The organism is Streptomyces sp. NBC_00887 (assembly GCF_045207585.1).
In genome coordinates this window covers 5,961,299-5,979,356 of record NZ_CP108788.1, presented here as the reverse complement: position 1 = coordinate 5,979,356, position 18,058 = coordinate 5,961,299, and the positions used below count along the sequence as shown (strand labels likewise).

At 69.4% G+C, this 18,058-nt stretch carries 14 protein-coding genes; 6 read left to right on the top strand and 8 right to left on the bottom strand.

Translation table 11 applies throughout. The features are described 5' to 3' along the window. The first annotated feature begins 152 nt into the window (after positions 1-152). Positions 153-1,766 (top strand): methionine--tRNA ligase, encoded by a 1,614-nt coding sequence (metG, locus tag OG844_RS27355; RefSeq protein WP_406393822.1) that lies wholly within the window; start codon positions 153-155, stop codon positions 1,764-1,766. Between the two features lie 74 nt (positions 1,767-1,840). Here the strand turns inward: metG and OG844_RS27350 are convergent, their stop codons facing one another. The 3 genes from OG844_RS27350 to aspS form a co-directional block, all read right to left on the bottom strand. Beyond that, positions 1,841-2,590, bottom strand: a complete 750-nt coding sequence (locus OG844_RS27350) for a hypothetical protein (RefSeq protein WP_406393820.1) — start codon at positions 2,588-2,590, stop codon at positions 1,841-1,843. 205 nt (positions 2,591-2,795) lie between these two features. Further along, positions 2,796-3,737, bottom strand: a complete 942-nt coding sequence (locus tag OG844_RS27345; protein WP_406393819.1) for an intradiol ring-cleavage dioxygenase — start codon at positions 3,735-3,737, stop codon at positions 2,796-2,798. Between the two features lie 146 nt (positions 3,738-3,883). Next, positions 3,884-5,701: an aspartate--tRNA ligase gene (aspS, locus tag OG844_RS27340; protein ID WP_406393817.1), complete on the bottom strand. Its 1,818-nt coding sequence runs from the start codon at positions 5,699-5,701 to the stop codon at positions 3,884-3,886. Positions 5,702-5,896: 195 nt separating this feature from the next. Between aspS and OG844_RS27335 the strand changes: the two genes are divergently transcribed. After that, positions 5,897-8,005, top strand: coding sequence for a SpoIIE family protein phosphatase (locus OG844_RS27335; protein WP_406393815.1), 2,109 nt, complete (start codon positions 5,897-5,899; stop codon positions 8,003-8,005). A 27-nt stretch (positions 8,006-8,032) separates the two neighbouring features. Here OG844_RS27335 and OG844_RS27330 read toward each other — a convergent pair whose 3' ends face one another. The 3 genes from OG844_RS27330 to OG844_RS27320 all read right to left on the bottom strand — a co-directional run bounded on the left by OG844_RS27330 (position 8,033) and on the right by OG844_RS27320 (position 10,759). Continuing rightward, on the bottom strand, positions 8,033-9,088 hold the full coding sequence (locus OG844_RS27330) for an AI-2E family transporter (protein ID WP_406393814.1): 1,056 nt from the start codon (positions 9,086-9,088) through the stop codon (positions 8,033-8,035). 88 nt (positions 9,089-9,176) lie between these two features. Continuing rightward, positions 9,177-10,133, bottom strand: coding sequence for a pirin family protein (locus tag OG844_RS27325; RefSeq protein WP_406393812.1), 957 nt, complete (start codon positions 10,131-10,133; stop codon positions 9,177-9,179). A 185-nt stretch (positions 10,134-10,318) separates the two neighbouring features. Further along, complete coding sequence (locus tag OG844_RS27320) at positions 10,319-10,759, bottom strand: SseB family protein (RefSeq protein ID WP_351166227.1); 441 nt, start codon at positions 10,757-10,759, stop codon at positions 10,319-10,321. Positions 10,760-10,925: 166 nt separating this feature from the next. On the opposite strand from OG844_RS27320, the gene OG844_RS27315 reads away from it, so the two are divergent. The 3 genes from OG844_RS27315 (at position 10,926) to OG844_RS27305 (ending at position 14,551) form a co-directional block, all read left to right on the top strand. Continuing rightward, positions 10,926-12,752, top strand: a complete 1,827-nt coding sequence (locus OG844_RS27315) for an acyl-CoA dehydrogenase (RefSeq protein WP_406393810.1) — start codon at positions 10,926-10,928, stop codon at positions 12,750-12,752. Positions 12,753-12,926: 174 nt separating this feature from the next. After that, positions 12,927-14,225, top strand: coding sequence for a M18 family aminopeptidase (locus OG844_RS27310; protein ID WP_406393809.1), 1,299 nt, complete (start codon positions 12,927-12,929; stop codon positions 14,223-14,225). 104 nt (positions 14,226-14,329) lie between these two features. Then, positions 14,330-14,551: a DUF6458 family protein gene (locus tag OG844_RS27305; protein WP_406393807.1), complete on the top strand. Its 222-nt coding sequence runs from the start codon at positions 14,330-14,332 to the stop codon at positions 14,549-14,551. 165 nt (positions 14,552-14,716) lie between these two features. On the opposite strand, the gene OG844_RS27300 is transcribed toward OG844_RS27305, so the two are convergent. Next, the gene (locus tag OG844_RS27300) at positions 14,717-16,528 is read right to left on the bottom strand and encodes an NHL domain-containing thioredoxin family protein (RefSeq protein ID WP_406393806.1); all 1,812 of its coding nucleotides are present in this window, start codon (positions 16,526-16,528) and stop codon (positions 14,717-14,719) included. A gap of 64 nt (positions 16,529-16,592) precedes the next feature. Between OG844_RS27300 and OG844_RS27295 the strand changes: the two genes are divergently transcribed. Further along, on the top strand, positions 16,593-17,099 hold the full coding sequence (locus OG844_RS27295; protein WP_406393805.1) for an LURP-one-related/scramblase family protein: 507 nt from the start codon (positions 16,593-16,595) through the stop codon (positions 17,097-17,099). A 62-nt stretch (positions 17,100-17,161) separates the two neighbouring features. Here the strand turns inward: OG844_RS27295 and OG844_RS27290 are convergent, their stop codons facing one another. Continuing rightward, positions 17,162-17,953 (bottom strand): carbon-nitrogen family hydrolase, encoded by a 792-nt coding sequence (locus OG844_RS27290; RefSeq protein ID WP_406393804.1) that lies wholly within the window; start codon positions 17,951-17,953, stop codon positions 17,162-17,164. Between the last annotated feature and the right edge of the window lie 105 nt (positions 17,954-18,058).

Genomic DNA, 18,058 nt, shown 5'->3' with positions numbered 1-18,058 from the left:
GAGCATCAGGATCCTCCCGCCTCGTGCACGCGTGCCCACTCCTCCCAGGATGCGTCTTTGGTACGGGAAGGAATGTCTCGCAAAGCTCTCCGAGTGCCGGGCCGCATTTATCGATGTGAGTGGAGCTCCCACGGACCGTTAGGATTTCGACCATGGCGGCCACTGGATCCGAGAAGCAAGGGGGCGACGGCGTGAAGAGTTTCTACGTATCGACCCCCATTTACTACGTCAACGACGCTCCTCACCTGGGGCACGCCTATACGACCGTCGCGGGCGACGTGCTCACGCGCTGGCACCGCCAGCGCGGCGAGAAGGTGTGGTACCTCACCGGCACGGACGAGCACGGTCAGAAGATCATGCGCACGGCCGAGGCGAACAACGTCACGCCCCAGGCCTGGTGCGACAAGCTCGTCGAGGAGGCCTGGAAGCCCCTCTGGGAGCACCTCAACATCGCGAACGACGACTTCATCCGTACGACGGAGAAGCGGCACACCGACCGTGTGCAGGAGTTCGTGCAGGACCTGTACGACAAGGACCAGATCTACAAGGGCGGGTACGAAGGCCCGTACTGCGTGGGCTGCGAGGAGTACAAGCTCCCCGGCGACCTGATCGAGTCCGAGGACGGCACGAAGCTGTGCCCGATCCACAAGAAGCCGGTGGAGCTCCTCAAGGAGGAGAACTACTTCTTCAAGCTGAGCGAGTACGGCCCGAAGCTCATGGAGTTCTACGCGGCCAACCCGGGCTTCATCCAGCCCGAGTCCGCGCGCAACGAGATCATGAACTTCGTCAAGCAGGGTCTGCAGGACCTGTCGATCTCGCGCTCCACGTTCGACTGGGGCGTCCCGGTGCCGTGGGACCCGAAGCACGTCATCTACGTGTGGATCGACGCGCTGCTCAACTACGCGACGGCGGTCGGCTACGGCTCCAACCAGGAGAAGTTCGACGGCACGTTCCCGGCGAACGTGCACCTGATCGGCAAGGACATCCTGCGCTTCCACTCGGTCATCTGGCCGGCGATGCTGATGGCGCAGGGGCTGCCGCTCCCCGGCAAGGTCGTCGCGAACGGCTGGCTGATGGTCGGCGGCGAGAAGATGTCCAAGTCGAACCTGACGGGCATCAAGCCGCAGGACCTGACCTCGCACTTCGGCGTGGACGCGTACCGCTGGTACTTCCTGCGGGCCATCGCGTACGGCAGCGACGGCTCGTTCTCCTGGGAGGACTTCAGCGCCCGCTACACCTCGGAGCTCGCCAACGACTACGGCAACCTCGCCTCGCGGGTCGCGGCCATGGTCGGCAAGTACTTCGGCGGCGCGCTCCCGGAGGCCACGGCCTCCGGTGACGCCGAGCGGGCGGTCCAGGAGGGCCTCGCGCAGGCCGTCGCCACGGCCGACCTGAAGATCGGCGAGGAGCTGGACTTCCAGGGCGGCATCCTGGCGATCTTCGACTTCGTGAAGCAGGTCAACGGCTACATCACGGAGCAGGAGCCGTGGAAGGTCGCCAAGGACGAGTCGCCGGAGGGCCAGGCCCGGCTCGCGACCATCCTGTACACGGCGGCCGAGTCGCTGCGCGGTGTCGCGGTCCTGCTCAATGCCGTGATGCCGGACACCTCGCAGAAGCTGTGGGAGTCCCTCGGCGCCGAGGCGTCGCTGGGCGCCCTGAGCGATCAGCGGGTGCAGGACGCGGGCCGCTGGGGACAGCTGTCCGTGGGGACGACGGTGACGAAGGGCGCGGTGCTGTTCCCGCGCCTGGAGGAGAAGCCCGCCTAAGAGTACGCGACCTTACGCAGGCAGCGGAGGAGCCCGGGACCGGCCATCGGTCCCGGGCTCCGTGCGTACCGTGCTCACACCCCCAGCGCAGCGGCGTCCCCCATCACGATCACGGGGTACTTCACCGGGTCCAGGACGAGCAGGAGCTCCCTCATCCGTTCCTCGGGAAGCGAGACACAGCCCTGCGTCGGGCCGCCGTGGTCCACGTGGATCCAGATGCCGCCGCCCCTCTCCTCGCCGAGCGGCCGGGTGCGGTCCAAGGGGGTCACCCCGGGGATCCGGTTGTAGTTGATGGCGACGACATAGTCGAAGGACCCTTCCAGGGACTCCCCGAAGAAGCCCTCGCCGCTCACCGCGAAGCGCGGCTGCTCGTCGTACGGAAGCAGCGCACCGGGATCGGCGAGGCGGCCGCCCGCGTCGGTGAGGCTGAAGACGCCGATGGGTGATCTGAGGTCGTCAGCCTTGTGGACGTCCGTCCAGCCCTCCCTACCGTTGTGGGCGGGCCAGGGCCCTGCTTCCGGTCTCCAGCCGAGAGCGGGGCCGTCGCGGGTGTAGAGCACGGCCGTGGAGCGGTTGGCGTCGGGTCCCTCACCGGTCACCACGACGGCCTGCCGGGCCGAGTCCGGAATCTGCGCCCGGGTGTCCGGGCCCAGCCCCGGAATCTCCCGGGGGCGGACGGGCTCGGGAGAGGGGGAGAGGGATGCCGCGGACTCGGGACCGGCGGCACCACGGGGCGCCGAGGTCTGCACCGCACCGGCGGAGCAGCCGATGACCAGCAGGAACAGAGCGACGAGAAGGGCATACGGGCGGCGCAGGAGGGACACGGTGCGGAGCTCCTCTATGACGGGCGGTCGGTCTTCTTCGGTGCCAGTCATTGCCGGGCCCCGCGGCGTCGAATCGGAACCGGGGCCATCCGGCTGTACGGGTTCCATGCACCCGGGGCGGGGCGAGTTCCGCGCAGTTGTCCGTGCGCGGGGAGAAGGGCCGGAACCGTGGGGTTCCAGGCCCTCCTCAAGGTGACGGAGAACCTCAGAGACCGGTGCCGTCGTTGGTCTCGTCCGGGTCGACGCCCATCGTGATCGAGCCGGTCACACCGCGCGCCATGCGGCCCTTGCCGTACGTGAGCTTGAGCAGCCCGCCCGTGACACCGCTCTGGTCGTAGATGGTGTCCTCGGTCAGCGTCGTGCGGGTGGTGGTGCTGGTCGAGTACGGCTCGATCCTGGCCGCGTCGAGGACCGCGGACTCGGCGAAGAAGAACTGGCCGGTGTGGCAGGTGTGCCCGCCCTCGTACCCGGCGTCGGTCATCTTCCCGCCGACGTGCACCTTCGTGTGGATGTGCACGGCACGGCCCTGATACCAGCCGGGGAAGACCGTCGTGAACTCCACGTACCCGTGCTTGTCCGTGAGCTGTGTGCCCCGCAGGTACCGCTCGTCGTCGGTGGGTTCGCTGTGCCCACCGCCGCCGCCGGGGCCGCCGGACGGGGGAGTGCCGGTCGGTGCGCCCGTGGGCGCGTCGGTCGGGGCATCGGTCGGCGCGTCCGTGGGGGCGCCGCTCGGCGGGGTCCCGCCACCGCCGGGGCCGCCCTGGCTCATGCTCTCGTAACCGGAGTAGATCCCCAGCGCGTCGCAGTGCCAGATGTCGACGGCGGCCCGCTTCAGCGGCTTGCAGGTGTCGGAGTCGATCACCTTGAGCCGGAGGGTCAGCGGGATGCCCTCCTTGTCCTCCGTGATGTCCCTCCGGATCTTGTCGGCGTCGATGTAGTACGGGCCCTCGGTGGTCTCCGAGGTCAGCCGGTAGCACTCCTCGCCCTCACCGGACTTCTTGCTGTTGCCGCTCTTCTCCTCGCCGGCCGAGGCAGTCGCGACGGCTCCGGCACCGATGCCTGCGGCGGCTATGGCCGCACCACCTGCGAGGATCACGCGTCGGCGGGTCAGATCCTTTGTGTGTGCGGGTCCCTGATTCTCTGTCATGAGGGGTGAGGCTAGGCAGTCCAGCTGGCAGGGACGTGAGCGCAGGCTGTGCGTTCCTGTGCGTATCCCGTGCGCGCACGAAAACAGTCCCCGGCCGGAGCGGCCGGGGACTGTTTCACGTGGAACCGAAGCGGAACCGCTGACGCTTACTTCGCGCCGGTGTCCCTGGCCACCGAGTCCTTGGCCTCCGCCTTCTCCTTGGCCGACGCGACAGGCTTGCGGAGCTGGATGTTCAGCTCGCGCAGGCGGGTCTCGTCCAGCTCGCTCGGGGCGCCCATCATCAGGTCCTGGGCGTTGCCGTTGAGCGGGAAGGCGATCGTCTCCCGGATGTTGGGCTCGTCGGCCAGCAGCATCACGATGCGGTCGACGCCCGGGGCGATGCCACCGTGCGGCGGGGCGCCGAGGCGGAACGCGCGCAGCATGCCCGCGAACTCCCTCTCGACGGTCTCCGCCTCGTACCCGGCGATGCCGAAGGCCTTCAGCATGACCTCGGGCTCGTGGTTACGGATGGCGCCGGAGGACAGCTCGATGCCGTTGCAGACGATGTCGTACTGCCACGCCAGGATGTCGAGCGGGTCCTTCTCCTCCAGGTCCTTCATGCCGCCCTGGGGCATGGAGAACGGGTTGTGGGAGAAGTCGATCTTGCCGGTCTCCTCGTCCTTCTCGTACATCGGGAAGTCGACGATCCAGCAGAAGCGGAAGACGCCCTCCTCGAAGTGGCCGGCGCGCTTGGCGGCCTCGACGCGGACGACGGACATGATCTTGGAAACCTCGTCGAACTCGCCCGCGCCGAAGAAGACGGCGTGGCCGGGGACGAGGGACAGACGCTCGGTGAGGGTCTTGACGTCCGTCTCGGTGAGGAACTTGGCGATCGGGCCCGCCAGCGTGCCGTCCTCGCCGACGCGGACCCAGGCGAGGCCCTTGGCGCCGTGCTCGACCGCGTACGCACCGAGGCCGTCGAAGAACTTGCGGGACTGGCCCGCGGTGTCCGGCACCGGGAGGGCGCGGACGTGCTTGCCGGCGAAGGCCTTGAACTCCGAGTCCGCGAAGATGTCGGAGATGTCGACGAGTTCCAGCTGGGCACGCAGGTCAGGCTTGTCGTTGCCGTACTTCAGCATCGACTCGCGGAACGGGATGCGCGGGAACGGCGAGGTGACGGGGCGGCCGTTGCCGAACTCCTCGAAGAGCTCGGTCATGAGCTTCTCGATCGGCTGGAAGACGTCCTCCTGCTCGACGAACGACATCTCGACGTCGAGCTGGTAGAACTCGCCGGGCGAACGGTCGGCGCGGGCGTCCTCGTCGCGGAAGCACGGTGCGATCTGGAAGTAGCGGTCGAAGCCGGAGATCATCAGCAGCTGCTTGAACTGCTGCGGCGCCTGCGGAAGGGCGTAGAACTTGCCCGGGTTCAGACGGGACGGGACCACGAAGTCGCGGGCGCCCTCGGGGGACGTCGCGGCGAGGATCGGGGTCGCCATCTCGTTGAAGCCGAGGGCCACCATCTTGGAGCGGATGGAGGCGATCACGGACGAGCGCAGCATGATGTTGCGGTGCATGCGCTCACGGCGCAGGTCGAGGAAGCGGTACTCCAGGCGCCGCTCCTCGTTGACCCCGTCCTCGGTGTTGATCGTGAAGGGCAGCGGGGCGGCCTCGCCCAGCACCTCGACCTCGGTGACCTCGATCTCGATCTCGCCGGTCGGGAGCTCCGGGTTGACGTTGTCGGCGCCGCGCGCGGAGACCTTGCCGTCGATCCGGACGACCGTCTCCTTGGTCAGCTTCGACAGGGCGTCGTTGCCGGGGGTGCCGGGGCGGGCGACGAGCTGCACCAGACCGTAGTGGTCGCGCAGATCGATGAAGAGGATGCCACCCAGGTCTCGGCGATTGTGCAGCCAGCCGCTCAGCCGGACGTCGGTGCCGACGTCAGAGGCGCGGAGCTCGCCGCAGGTGTGGGACCTGTACCGATGCATCGTCGTTCATCCAGTCTTCGCGGTCGGGGTGGATTGACACCCCAGGCTACCGCCCGTAGGCGCACCACTTCATTGACATTGATCCCGCACGGCCTCCCGGGCCGCACGGGACGCAGCCGGTGACCCTGCGCGGACGGCCGTCGGGCGGCCGTCCCTCGGTGGCGTCCGTGGAGAACATCTTCATAAAGTGGGGCAATGCGCACCGAGGAGATCCTGGCTGCGATCGTGACCGGTCTGTGGAGCTGGGACAGCTCCGCCGGCACCGTCACGCTCGACGCGGAGGCGGCCCGGCTGCTCGGTCTGCCTGCCGAGGCCTCGGTCTACCCCTCGGAGGAGGTACGCCCCCGCTTCCATCCGGCCGACTGGAACGAGATCGACGGGGTGGTGAACTTCGCGATCGCCGAGGACACCGTGGCCGAGGCCAGACTGCGGATCGTGGACGAGCAGGGCACGGTGCTCCGTACCGTACGCAGCCGCTCGAAGCCCGTTCCCGTCAAGAGTCCGGGCCGCTTCGAGTACGTGCTGATGGGCATCCTCCAGGAGGTCTCCGAACCGTCGGCGGGAGTCCTGGCCGCGCTCAGCCCGATCACCGGGGACTGGCGCCGCTCGCGCGAGGCCTTCCTGCTGGACGCGGGGCGCGCGCTGGCGGAGGCCGGGTCCACCGAGGAGGTCCTGCGGGTCGCCGGGTCGCTGTCCATGCCCGGGTTCTCACCGGACGGGCTGGCCGTCTTCGGCATCTCTGGCGAGCGCCTGACCGTCGTCGGCCACCACGGGCACAACATGGGCGACGAGAAGCCCTTCACGGACATGCCGCTGGAGACCGACTATCCGGCCGCCGAGGTGGTGCGGACGGGGCAGGCCATCTACCTCCCCACGCCCGAGGAGTACCGGAAGCGCTTCCCGACCACCTGGCCGCTCGCCCGCGGCTTCGGACGCCGCTCCTGGGCCTTCGTGCCGCTGATCGCGTCGGGGCACACCATGGGCGCCTGGATGGCCGCGTTCCGGCACAGTGTGGCCTTCTCGCCGGACGAGCGGGCCGTGCTGACGACCGTGGCCAAGATGCTGGCACAGGCGCTGGCCCGCGCCGGGGCGGCCGAGACGGAGCGCGAGCTGTCGCTGGGGCTGCAGAAGGCGATGATGCCGTCCCTCGGCCCGGGGGTCCCCGGCCTGACGGTGGCCGCCCGCTACGTCCCGACCGGCGGCGGGCTCCAGGTCGGCGGCGACTGGTACGACATGATTCCGCTCCCCAACGGCCGTATCGCCCTCGTCATCGGTGATGTCCAGGGCCACGACGTACGGGCCGCGGGGCTGATGGGCCAGTTGCGGATCGCCCTGCGGGCCTACGCCTCCGAGGGGCACCGCCCCGACGCCGTGCTCTCCCGGGCGTCGCGCTTCCTGTCCGGGCTCACCGAGGAGTACGACGGCGCGGCAGAGGAGGACGAGGCCACCGCTGCACGCTTCGCCACCTGTCTGTACGCGGAGGCCGATCCGGACACCGGCACCCTCGACATCGCCCGGGCCGGCCATCCCGACCCGGTCGTGATCAACGTCGACGGCACCGCCGTGATCCGTCAGACCGCCGGAGGTCTGCCGCTGGGCATCGAGAAGGACGCGGACTATCCGACGACCCGTGTCGTCCTGGAACCGGGCGAAACGATCATGCTGTGCACGGACGGGCTCATCGAGACCGGCGGGCACGACATGGCCACCGGCTGGACCAGGCTCAGGCCGATCCTGGAGGAGCCCACCGAGGACCTGGAGGAGCTCGCCGACTCCCTGGTACAGGCGGTGCACGGCCCGGGCTCGCACCACACGACCGGGCCCCTGGTGGACCGCCGCGAGGACGACATCGCGGTGCTCGTGCTGCGCCGGGAGGGCGCGACGACCCTCACGGCACCGGGGCGCCGCTCGGCGATGACCATCGCCCAGGCCGAGCCCGAGCGCATCGCCGCCGCCCGGCAGCAGGTGCGTGAGCTGCTGCACGACTGGTCCGACGGGGAGCAGATCGACGCGGCGGAACTGCTGGTCTCGGAGATGTCGACGAACGTCCTCGTCCACACGGACGGGGACGCCCTGCTCGTCGCCGAGGTGAGCGGGGAACAGGGCGACCGGCTGCTGCGCGTCGAGGTGGCCGACGCCAGCGACGAGCTCCCGCACAAGCGACGCCCCGGCGAGATGGCGTCCAGCGGGCGGGGGCTGGTCCTGATGGAGATGCTCGCCGACACGTGGGGGGTGGATCCGCGGGGGGAGGGGAAGTCGATCTGGTTCGAGCTGTGCGAGTCGACGGAACCACCGGAGTCCTGAAGCGCGCGGGTCTCGGTGGTGAGGCGGTCATGAGGGTTCAGGTGCCTCGTAGCCCTTGCGCAGCTCACCGATCACGCCGAACACCGCCGCGCAGAGCGGCACCGCGAGCAGCATGCCCAGGAGGCCCGCGACGCTCGCGCCCGCGGTCAGAGCGATCATGATCATGGCGGGGTGCATCTGGACCGTGCGGCTCTGGATGGCCGGCTGCAGGACATGGCCCTCCAGCACCTGGACGGCGAGCACCACCCCGAGCGCCCAGAGCGCGATCACGAACCCCCGGTCGGCGAGCGCCACCAGCACCGCGACCGCACCGGAGAGGAAGGCACCCAGATACGGGATGTAGGCGCCCACGAAGACCAGCGCCCCCAACCCTGCCGCGCCGGGCACCCGCAGGATCAGCAGGCCCACCGTGATGCACAGGGCATCGATGAGGGCGATGAGCGTGGTTCCGCGCATGAAGCCTTCGACGGCCTCGAAGGCCCTGCGCCCCATGGCCTCCACCAGGGCACCGGTACCGCGCGGGGCGAGGCTGTGGGCGAGGCCCGCGGCCCGGTCGGAGTCACGCAGGAAGAAGAAGGTCAGCAGCAGCGCCAGGACGCTGGTGGTGACGAGCGAGCCGATCAGGCTGATCCCGCTGAGCAGTCCGCCCGCGGCGCTCGCACCGAACTTCTCGACGAGGCTCTTGGCGTTGTCGGCGAGGTCGTCCACGTCGGCGACGCCTTCGATGTCGAGGTGGCCGACGACCCACTGCGCGGTGTCCTTCAGCGAGTCGACGATCTGCGGACCCGTGTCGACGAGCACCGTGACGACGATGTACCCGGCGCCGCCGACCACCCCGACGAGTGCCACGCAGGTGAGCCCGGCGGCCAGCGACCTGTTCACCCTGCGGGCGGTCAGCCAGCGGTGGACCGGCCCCAGCAGTGCCGTGCCGAGCAGGGCGAGCAGGACCGGGGTGACCGCCGTCTTGAGCACGACGACCAGCCAGATCGCCACTGCCGCGACACCGGCGGCCAGGAGCAGCACGCCGCACCAGGCGGCCGTCCGCCGCGCGATGTCGGGCAGGAGGGGCTTCCGGGTAGGCACGCTCCCACCCGATCACGGGGCAGACACGGTGTCCCGCCCGCACGGGCGTACGGGTGACGGTCCGTCACCCACACTCCGTGCGGTGCGGTCACATGCCGTGGACGGCGGGCACCGTACCGAGGCGGCCCGCCTGGAAGTCGTCGAATGCCTGCCTGAGCTCGTCCTGGGTGTTCATCACGAACGGCCCGTAGTGCGCCATCGGCTCACGGATGGGACGGCCGCCGAGCAGCACGACCTCCAGGTCCGGGGTGTTGCCGTCCTGCGCCTCGTCGGCGCGGACGGTCAGCGAGGACCCCGTACCGAACACGGCGGTCTGCCCCATGCGGACCGGGCCGCGCTCCTGGCCGACGGTCCCGCGTCCGGCCAGTACGTACGCGAGGCCGTTGAAGTCCTCGCGCCACGGCAGGGTCACCTCGGCGCCCGGCCGCACCGTCGCGTGGACCATGGTGATCGGGGTGTGCGTGATCCCCGGGCCCTCGTGGCCGTCCAGGTCACCGGCGATGACGCGCAGGAGCGCGCCGCCGTCCGGGGAGGCGAGGAGCTGGACCTGACCACCGCGGATGTCCTGGTAGCGCGGGGCCATCATCTTGTCGGCCTTCGGCAGGTTCACCCAGAGCTGGAGGCCGTGGAAGAGGCCGCCGGACACGACGAGGGACTCCGGCGGGGCCTCGATGTGCAGCAGACCGGAGCCCGCCGTCATCCACTGGGTGTCGCCGTTCTCGATGGTGCCGCCGCCACCGTTGCTGTCCTGGTGGACGAAGGATCCGTCGATGAGGTAGGTGACGGTCTCGAAGCCGCGGTGCGGGTGCCAGGGAGTGCCCTTGGGCTCGCCGGCGGCGTACTCCACCTCACCCATCTGGTCCATCATGATGAACGGGTCGAGGTGCCGGTAGTTGATCCCGGCGAAGGCGCGCCGCACCGGGAAGCCCTCACCCTCGAAGCCGCTCGGCGCGGTCGTGACGGTCAGCACGGGGCGGGCCACGGCATCGGCCGGGGCGGCGACCTTGGGCAGGGTCAGCGGGTTTTCGACGGTCACTGCGGGCATGGGAGCCACCTCCGGAGGGTCTTCTGCATTCAATTTAGTTGAATGGTGAACATCTAGCAAGGCGACATCCATTCCCGCCCGGCCCCGGACCGCGCGAAGGGGCCCGTACCCAGTCGGTACGGGCCCCTCCCCGGGTCCCGCGATCGGCGTCCGCGCAGCGGCGAAGGCCTTGAGCCGCGCCGCCCTCAGCCGTACATGCGGCGCATGGCGAAGTCGACCATCTGCTCCACCGCCTTGGCGTCGAAGACCATGCGATGCTCGCCCTCCATGTCCAGGACGAAGCCGTAGCCGGTCGGCAGCAGGTCGATCACCTCGGCCCCGGTGATCACGAAGTACTTGGACTCCTTGCCCGCATAACGCCGCAGCTCCTTGAGCGTGGTGAACATGGGGATCACCGGCTGCTGGGTGTTGTGGAGGGCGAGGAATCCCGGATTGTCGCCGCGTGGGCAGTAGACCTTCGAGGTCGCGAAGATCTGCTGGAAGTCCTCCGCCGACAGGGAGCCGGTCGTGAAGGCCCGTACCGCGTCAGCCAGGGAGGGCGGCGAGGGTTCGGGATACAGCGGCTGCTCGCCGTAGCCGCCACCCATCTGCTGCTGTGCACCCGGGTTCTGGTCGTAGCCATACATGCCGCAAAGAGTAATCGGACACATCGAGCCTTGAGGGGTTGCGTCTTATTACTGACGGGTAGCATCATCGGAGAGGTCAGCTGATATACCCACGTCCGCCCGTCGCCCGATCCTCACTCCTCCACGGGGCGCTGCGCGCCACTGCTATTGATTACGGAGCCTTCCCATGGGGCATTACAAGTCGAATCTCCGCGACATCGAGTTCAACCTCTTCGAGGTCCTCGGGCGCGACAAGCTGTACGGCACCGGCCCGTTCGCGGAGATGGACGTCGACACGGCGAAGACCATCCTTGACGAGATCACCCGGCTCGCGGAGAACGAGCTCGCCGACTCCTACGCCGACGCCGACCGCAACCCGCCGGTCTTCGACCCGGAGACCAACACCGCGCCGGTCCCCGACACCTTCAAGAAGTCGTACCAGGCCTTCATGGACTCCGAGTACTGGCGCCTGGGCCTTCCCGAGGAGATCGGCGGCACCACCTCCCCCCGCTCCCTGATCTGGGGTTACGCGGAGCTGCTGCTCGGTTCCAACCCGGCCGTATGGATGTACTCGTCCGGCCCGGCGTTCGCCGGCATCCTCTTCGACGAGGGCAACGAGGCGCAGAAGAAGGTCGCGGAGATCGCCGTCGAGAAGCAGTGGGGCTCGACGATGGTGCTGACCGAGCCGGACGCCGGCTCGGACGTGGGCGCCGGCCGCACCAAGGCCGTCGAGCAGGAGGACGGCTCCTGGCACATCGAGGGTGTGAAGCGCTTCATCACCTCGGGCGAGCACGACATGTCCGAGAACATCCTCCACTACGTGCTGGCACGCCCCGAGGGCGCGGGCCCGGGCACCAAGGGTCTCTCCCTCTTCCTGGTCCCCAAGTTCGAGTTCGACTGGACCACCGGTGAGCTCGGTGCGCGCAACGGCGTCTACGCGACGAACGTCGAGCACAAGATGGGCCTCAAGGCGTCCAACACCTGCGAGATGACCTTCGGCGACCAGCACCCCGCGAAGGGCTGGCTCATCGGTGACAAGCACGAGGGCATCCGCCAGATGTTCCGCATCATCGAGTTCGCCCGCATGATGGTCGGCACGAAGGCCATCGCCGCCCTGTCGACCGGCTACCTCAACGCGCTGGAGTACGCCAAGGAGCGCGTCCAAGGCACCGACCTGTCGCAGTTCATGGACAAGACGGCCCCCAAGGTCACCATCACGCACCACCCCGACGTGCGCCGCTCCCTCATGACGCAGAAGGCGTACGCGGAGGGCATGCGCTCCCTCGTGCTGTACACCGCCTCCGTCCAGGACGCGATCCAGGTGCAGGAGGCCGCGGGCGAGGACGCCACGGCGCTGAACGGCCTCAACGACCTGCTGCTCCCGATCGTGAAGGGCTACGGCTCCGAGAAGTCCTACGAGCAGCTCGCGCAGTCGCTCCAGACCTTCGGCGGCTCCGGCTACCTCCAGGAGTACCCGGTCGAGCAGTACATCCGTGACGCCAAGATCGACACCCTGTACGAGGGCACGACGGCGATCCAGGGCCAGGACTTCTTCTTCCGGAAGATCGTCCGCGACCAGGGCGCCTCGCTGAACACCCTCTCCGAGGAGATCAAGAAGTTCCTCGCGGGTGCTCAGGACAACGAGGAGCTGTCCGGCGCGCTGGACAACCTCGCCAAGGCCGTCGTGGACCTCGAGGCGATCGTCGGCACGATGATCACCGACCTCACCGCGACCGGCGAGGACGTCAAGAACATCTACAAGGTCGGCCTCAACACCACCCGTCTGCTCATGGCCTCCGGCGACGTCGTCGTCGGCTACCTGCTGCTGAAGGGTGCGGCCGTGGCTGCCGAGAAGCTGCCGAGCGCCTCCCCGAAGGACGTCGCCTTCTACCAGGGCAAGATCGCCGCCGCGAAGTTCTTCGCCGCGAACGTCCTGCCGGGTGTCTCGGCCGAGCGCGCGCTCGCCGAGGCCGTGGACAACTCGCTGATGGAGCTGGACGAGGCCGCGTTCTAAGGTCCTCCGTTCGCCCTTCGGCACAGACGGCCCGCCCCGGGTACCCGGGGCGGGCCGTCGCCATGATCGGCACCCGGGTCCTGCGCACGGGCGGGGGCCTTTTCCGGACGACGGGCCGCGGCCCTCGTCCGACGCGGCGGATGCTCCCCTTCAGCCGTCGTTAAAGTGAAGAGCATGAGTTCTCCCCTCCGCTTCGACCGCGGTCACACCGACGACCTGATGGCCTTCCTGATGGCCGGCCCCTCCCCGTACCACGCCGTGGCGGCCGCCGCGGCCCGGCTGGAGAAGGCGGGTTTCCGGCAGGTCGAGGAGACCGCGGAATGGGACGCCACCACGGGCGGGAAGTACGTCCTGCGCGGCGGGGCGATCGTGGCCTGGTACGTGCCGGAGGGGGCCACGGCCAACACCCCGTTCCGGATCGCGGGAGCGCACACCGACTCCCCCAATCTGCGGGTCAAGCCGATGCCCGACACCGGGTCCTACGGCTGGCGGCAGATCGCCGTCGAGATCTACGGCGGAACGCTCCTCAACACCTGGCTCGACCGCGACCTGGGCCTCGCCGGCCGGATCTCGCTCCGCGACGGTACGCACCGGCTGGTCAACATCGACCGCCCGCTGCTGCGCGTGCCGCAGCTGGCCGTGCACCTGGACCGGTCGGCCAACACGGAAGGGCTCAAGCTCGACCGCCAGAAGCACATGCAGCCGATCTGGGGGCTCGGTGAGGTCCAGGAGGGCGATCTCATCCGCTTCGTCGCCGAGGAGGCCGGCGTCGAAGCCGACGACGTCACCGGGTGGGACCTGATGCCGCACGCCGTCGAGGCGCCCGCCTACCTGGGCCGCGACCGCGAGCTGGTGGCCGGACCCCGCATGGACAACCTGCTCTCCGTGCACGCCGCGACGGCCGCGCTGGCCGCCGTGGCCGGGCAGAGCGACGACGAGATCCCGTTCATCCCCGTGCTGGCCGCCTTCGACCACGAGGAGAACGGCTCCCAGTCCGACACCGGCGCGGACGGCCCGCTGCTCGGCGCGGTCCTGGAGCGCTCCGTGTTCGCCCGCGGCGGCAGTTACGAGGACCGCGCCAGGGCGTTCGCCGGAACCGTCTGCCTCTCCTCCGACACCGGTCACGCCATCCACCCCAACTACGGCGAGCGCCACGACCCGACGCACCACCCGGTGGTCAACGGCGGCCCGATCCTCAAGGTCAACGTCAACATGCGGTACGCGACGGACGGCAGCGGCCGGGCCGTGTTCGCGGCGGCGTGCGAGAAGGCGGGCGTGCAGTGGCAGACGTTCGTCTCCAACAACGCGATGCCCTGCGGTACGACGATCGGTCCGATCACCGCCGCCCGGCACGGCATCCAGACCGTCGACGTCGGCGTCGCGATCCTGTCGATGCACAGCGCCCGCGAACTGTGCGGCGCCGACGACCCCTACCTGCTGGCGAACGCCCTGGCGGCGTTCCTGGCCGGCTGACCCTCCGCCTCCTCCACAGGTCACCGGGACATGGTTGTTGCCGGGCCGGGTACGCGACCGGTACACCGGCCCGGATTCACCGGGTCGTCGAGGAGGCGGAAATCATGGGACTCGGAGGATGCATTCTCCTGATCGGTGCCGGGGCGATTCTCGCTTTCGCCACCGACTGGAAGCTGGAGACGGTCAACGTCGACCTGGTCGGCTGGATCATGATGCTGGTCGGGCTCGTCGGGGTCTTCGTCTACATGAGCATCGCGCGTCGTCGCCGCATGGTCGTGCCGCCCACCACCACGGTCGTGTCGGAGGACGAGCGCCGCTACCAGTGACCCGAGGGCGCGGACGCGGCGTCGTACGGGGTGGAACCGGCCCCCCGGGGCGAGGCGCGCCGCGGACCCCGTCGGCCCCCCGGCGGTTCGGGGAACGGCCGATGCGGCGCCGTCGCGCAGCCCGGCGCCACGGGCTGCGCGACGGCGCCGACGGCTTCCGGTTCCTCAGCCCCGGTCGTCCATGCCGGCCAGCACCAGCGGGAGCCGGGACACCCCGTCGGCGGTGACGCGGACGGGCACACCCCAGTCCTGCTGGTGCACATGGCAGGCCGGGTACTCGTTCTCCGGGTCGTCGTCGCAGGACGCCGCCATCGCGGAGACATGCAGGACGCCCTCGGTGACACCGTCCGCCAGGACCAGGTCACGGCCCAGGTCCGTACCCGGCCCCGAACCCTCCGCAAGCAGTTCCGGCGGGGCCGAGGAGACGAGCAGCCGGGTCGAGGGACCGTACCGGGTGTCCAGCTTCTGGCCCGCGGGTGCCTGGAAGACCACGTCCAGCCGCAACGTTCCGCCGGCGATCTCGGTGGCGGCGCGCTTGGTACGGTGCGCCTGGTCGGCAACGCGTACCGCCTCGTCGGGCAGCCGCAGCCGGGTCAGCCGGTGCCGGGCCGACTCGACGACGACCAGATCGCCGTCGACGAGCACGGCGTCACTCGGCTCACGCAGGTCCGTGGCGAGCGTGGTGACCTCACCGCTCTCGGGGTCGTAACGCCTCAGGGCGTGGTTGTACGTGTCGCTGACGGCGACGGAGCCGTCGGGCAGGGCCGTGACGCCCAGCGGGTGCTGGAACAGGGCCTGGCCGGCCGGGCCGTCGCGGTGGCCGAAGTCGAAGAGTCCGGTGCCGACCGCGGTGTGCACGGCACCCTCCCGGTCGACGTAGCGCAGCGAGGACGTCTCCGAGTCGGCGACCCACAGCCGGTCCTCGGCCGCGGCGAGACCGGACGGCTGCGCGAACCACGCCTCGGCGCCGGGTCCGTCCACCAGCCCCTCGTTGGTCGTCCCTGCGACGACCCGCACCGTGCCCCCGGCCGGGTCGTACGTCCACAGCTGGTGCACCCCGGCCATGGCGATCCACAGCCGGTCACCGAACCAGGCGATGTCCCACGGCGAGGAGAGGTCCACGTCCCGGGCCGGACCGCTGGTGGCGGAGCCCTGCCACCACTGACGGCCCGTTCCGGCGAGTGTGGTCGTGAGCCCGGTCGTGAGGTCGAGCGCACGGATCGCGTGGTTCACCGTGTCCGCGACCGCGATCCGGCCGTCGGGCAGGACCGCGAGCCCCTGCGGCTCGCTGAACCGGACCTCGTCCGGCCCGCCGTCCACGAGCCCGCGCTCACCGGCACCGAAGTGCCTGCGGACCGTCTCACCGTCCGCGTCGAGCTCGACCAGACGGTGTCGGGTGGTGTCGGAGACGAGAAAGCCACCGTCGGACAGCAGCAGCGCCTTGCCCGGGAAACGCAGATGCGTGGCGACGGGCTCGGGCGCCACGTACGGGCCCTCGCCGCGGCGCAGCGTGCCCTTCTCCGCGTGCTCGGCCTCCAGTTCCTCGACGAGCTTCTCGATCGCGTGAGCATGCCCCTCGCCCGCGTGCTGAGCGACGACGTAACCCTCGGGGTCGACGACGACGAGCGTCGGCCAGGCCCGCACGGCGTACTGCTTCCAGGTGGCGAGCTCGGGGTCGTCGAGTACGGGGTGGTGCACCTCGTAGCGCTCGACCGCGTCGACGACGGCCTGGTGCTCCGCTTCGTGCACGAACTTCGGTGAGTGGACCCCGATGATCACCACGGTGTCGCGGTGCTTCTCCTCCAGCTCGCGCAGCTCGTCCAGGACATGCAGACAGTTCACACAGCAGAAGGTCCAGAAATCCAGGATCACAATGCGTCCTCGCAGATCAGCGAGGGTGTACTGCTGGTCGCCTGTATTGAGCCAGCCGCCCTTGCCGATCAGTTCGGGGGCGCGAACGCGTGCACGTGCAGTCATGACAACAGTCAACATCACCTCGGCCTGCGCGCATTCCGGTGGGGCGTCGGGGAACCTGTGATCCATGAGACTTCTCGTACGTGAGCGTCTGTTCGCCGTCGGCGACGACTACTGGATCGAGGACACGGACGGGCGCAAGCTCTTCCTCGTCGACGGCAAGGCCATGCGGGTCCGCGACACCTTCGAGCTCAAGGACGCGGACGGCCTGGTGCTGGTCGAGTTCCGTCAGAAGCTGCTCAGCCTGCGCGACACCATGATCATCCAACGGAACGGGGAGGAGCTCGCCAAGGTCAGGCGCAAGCGGCTCTCGCTGCTGCGCAACCACTACCGGGTGACCTTGGTGGACGGCACCGAACTCGACGTCAGCGGCAAGATCCTGGACCGCGAATTCGCCGTGGACTACGACGGCGAACTGCTCGCCCAGATCTCGCGGCGGTGGCTCACCGTCCGGGACACGTACGGCATCGACATCGTGCGCGAGGACGCCGACACGTCGCTGCTCATCGCGGTGGCGGTGTGCGTGATCGTCCTGGCGGACAAGGAACACGACAAGGAGCTCGGTGACGGCTGACAGCCGGGCAGGCTGTTTCACGTGAAACGCCCGCTCGGCCGGTACGCCGTAACTCCCGAACGTCAGCGCGGCGGAGCGAGACCCAGGCGCCGGTCCTTGAGTGCCGGGAACTGCTCCCGCGTGGTGGCCGTCTTCGCCGGGTCGAACTCCACGGTGAGCACCTCCTCCGAGGCCCCTGCCTCGGCGAGCACCTCGCCCCACGGATCGACGACGATGCTGTGCCCGGCCTGCTCGACCCCGGCGTGGGTTCCCGCCGTGCCGACGGCCAGGACGTACGCCTGGTTCTCGACGGCCCGCGCCTGCGCCAGCAGCGTCCAGTGCGAGCGGCGGCGCTCCGGCCAGCCGGCCGCGACGACCAGAGTGTCGGCACCCGCGTCGACCAGGCCCCGGAACATCTCCGGGAAGCGCAGGTCGTAGCACGTGGCAAGACCGAGAGTGGTCTGCGGCAGGGCGACCGTGACGAGCTCCTCGCCGGCGCCCATCATCACCGCCTCGCCCTTGTCGAAGCCGAAGCGGTGGATCTTGCGGTAGGCGGCTGCCCGCTCGCCCTGGGGCGAGAAGACCAGCGAGGTGTTGTAGAGGGTCCCGTCATCGGCCCGCTCGACGAAGGAGCCCGCGTGAAGCCAGACCCCGGCCTCGGCCGCGGCCTTCGCCATCACGTCATGGGTGGGCCCCTGGAGCGGTTCGGCCTCGTCGGCGAAAGCGGTGTAGGCGAAGGCGCCGACCGGCCAGAGCTCGGGCAGGAGCACCAGATCCGCATCTCCCTGGGCCACGACCAGCGAAGCTGCTCGCTCCCTACGGGAATTGACTGATTCGTCCGGGTCTACTGCGATCTGGATGAGGGAGGCGCGCACACTACCACCGTCCTGGCATTCGAGCCGTCAACACGGGCCTACGATCGTCACACGAAAGCACTGCCGGGGTGCCTGCTCGCAGCGTAACTTAGCGAGCGAACCTCC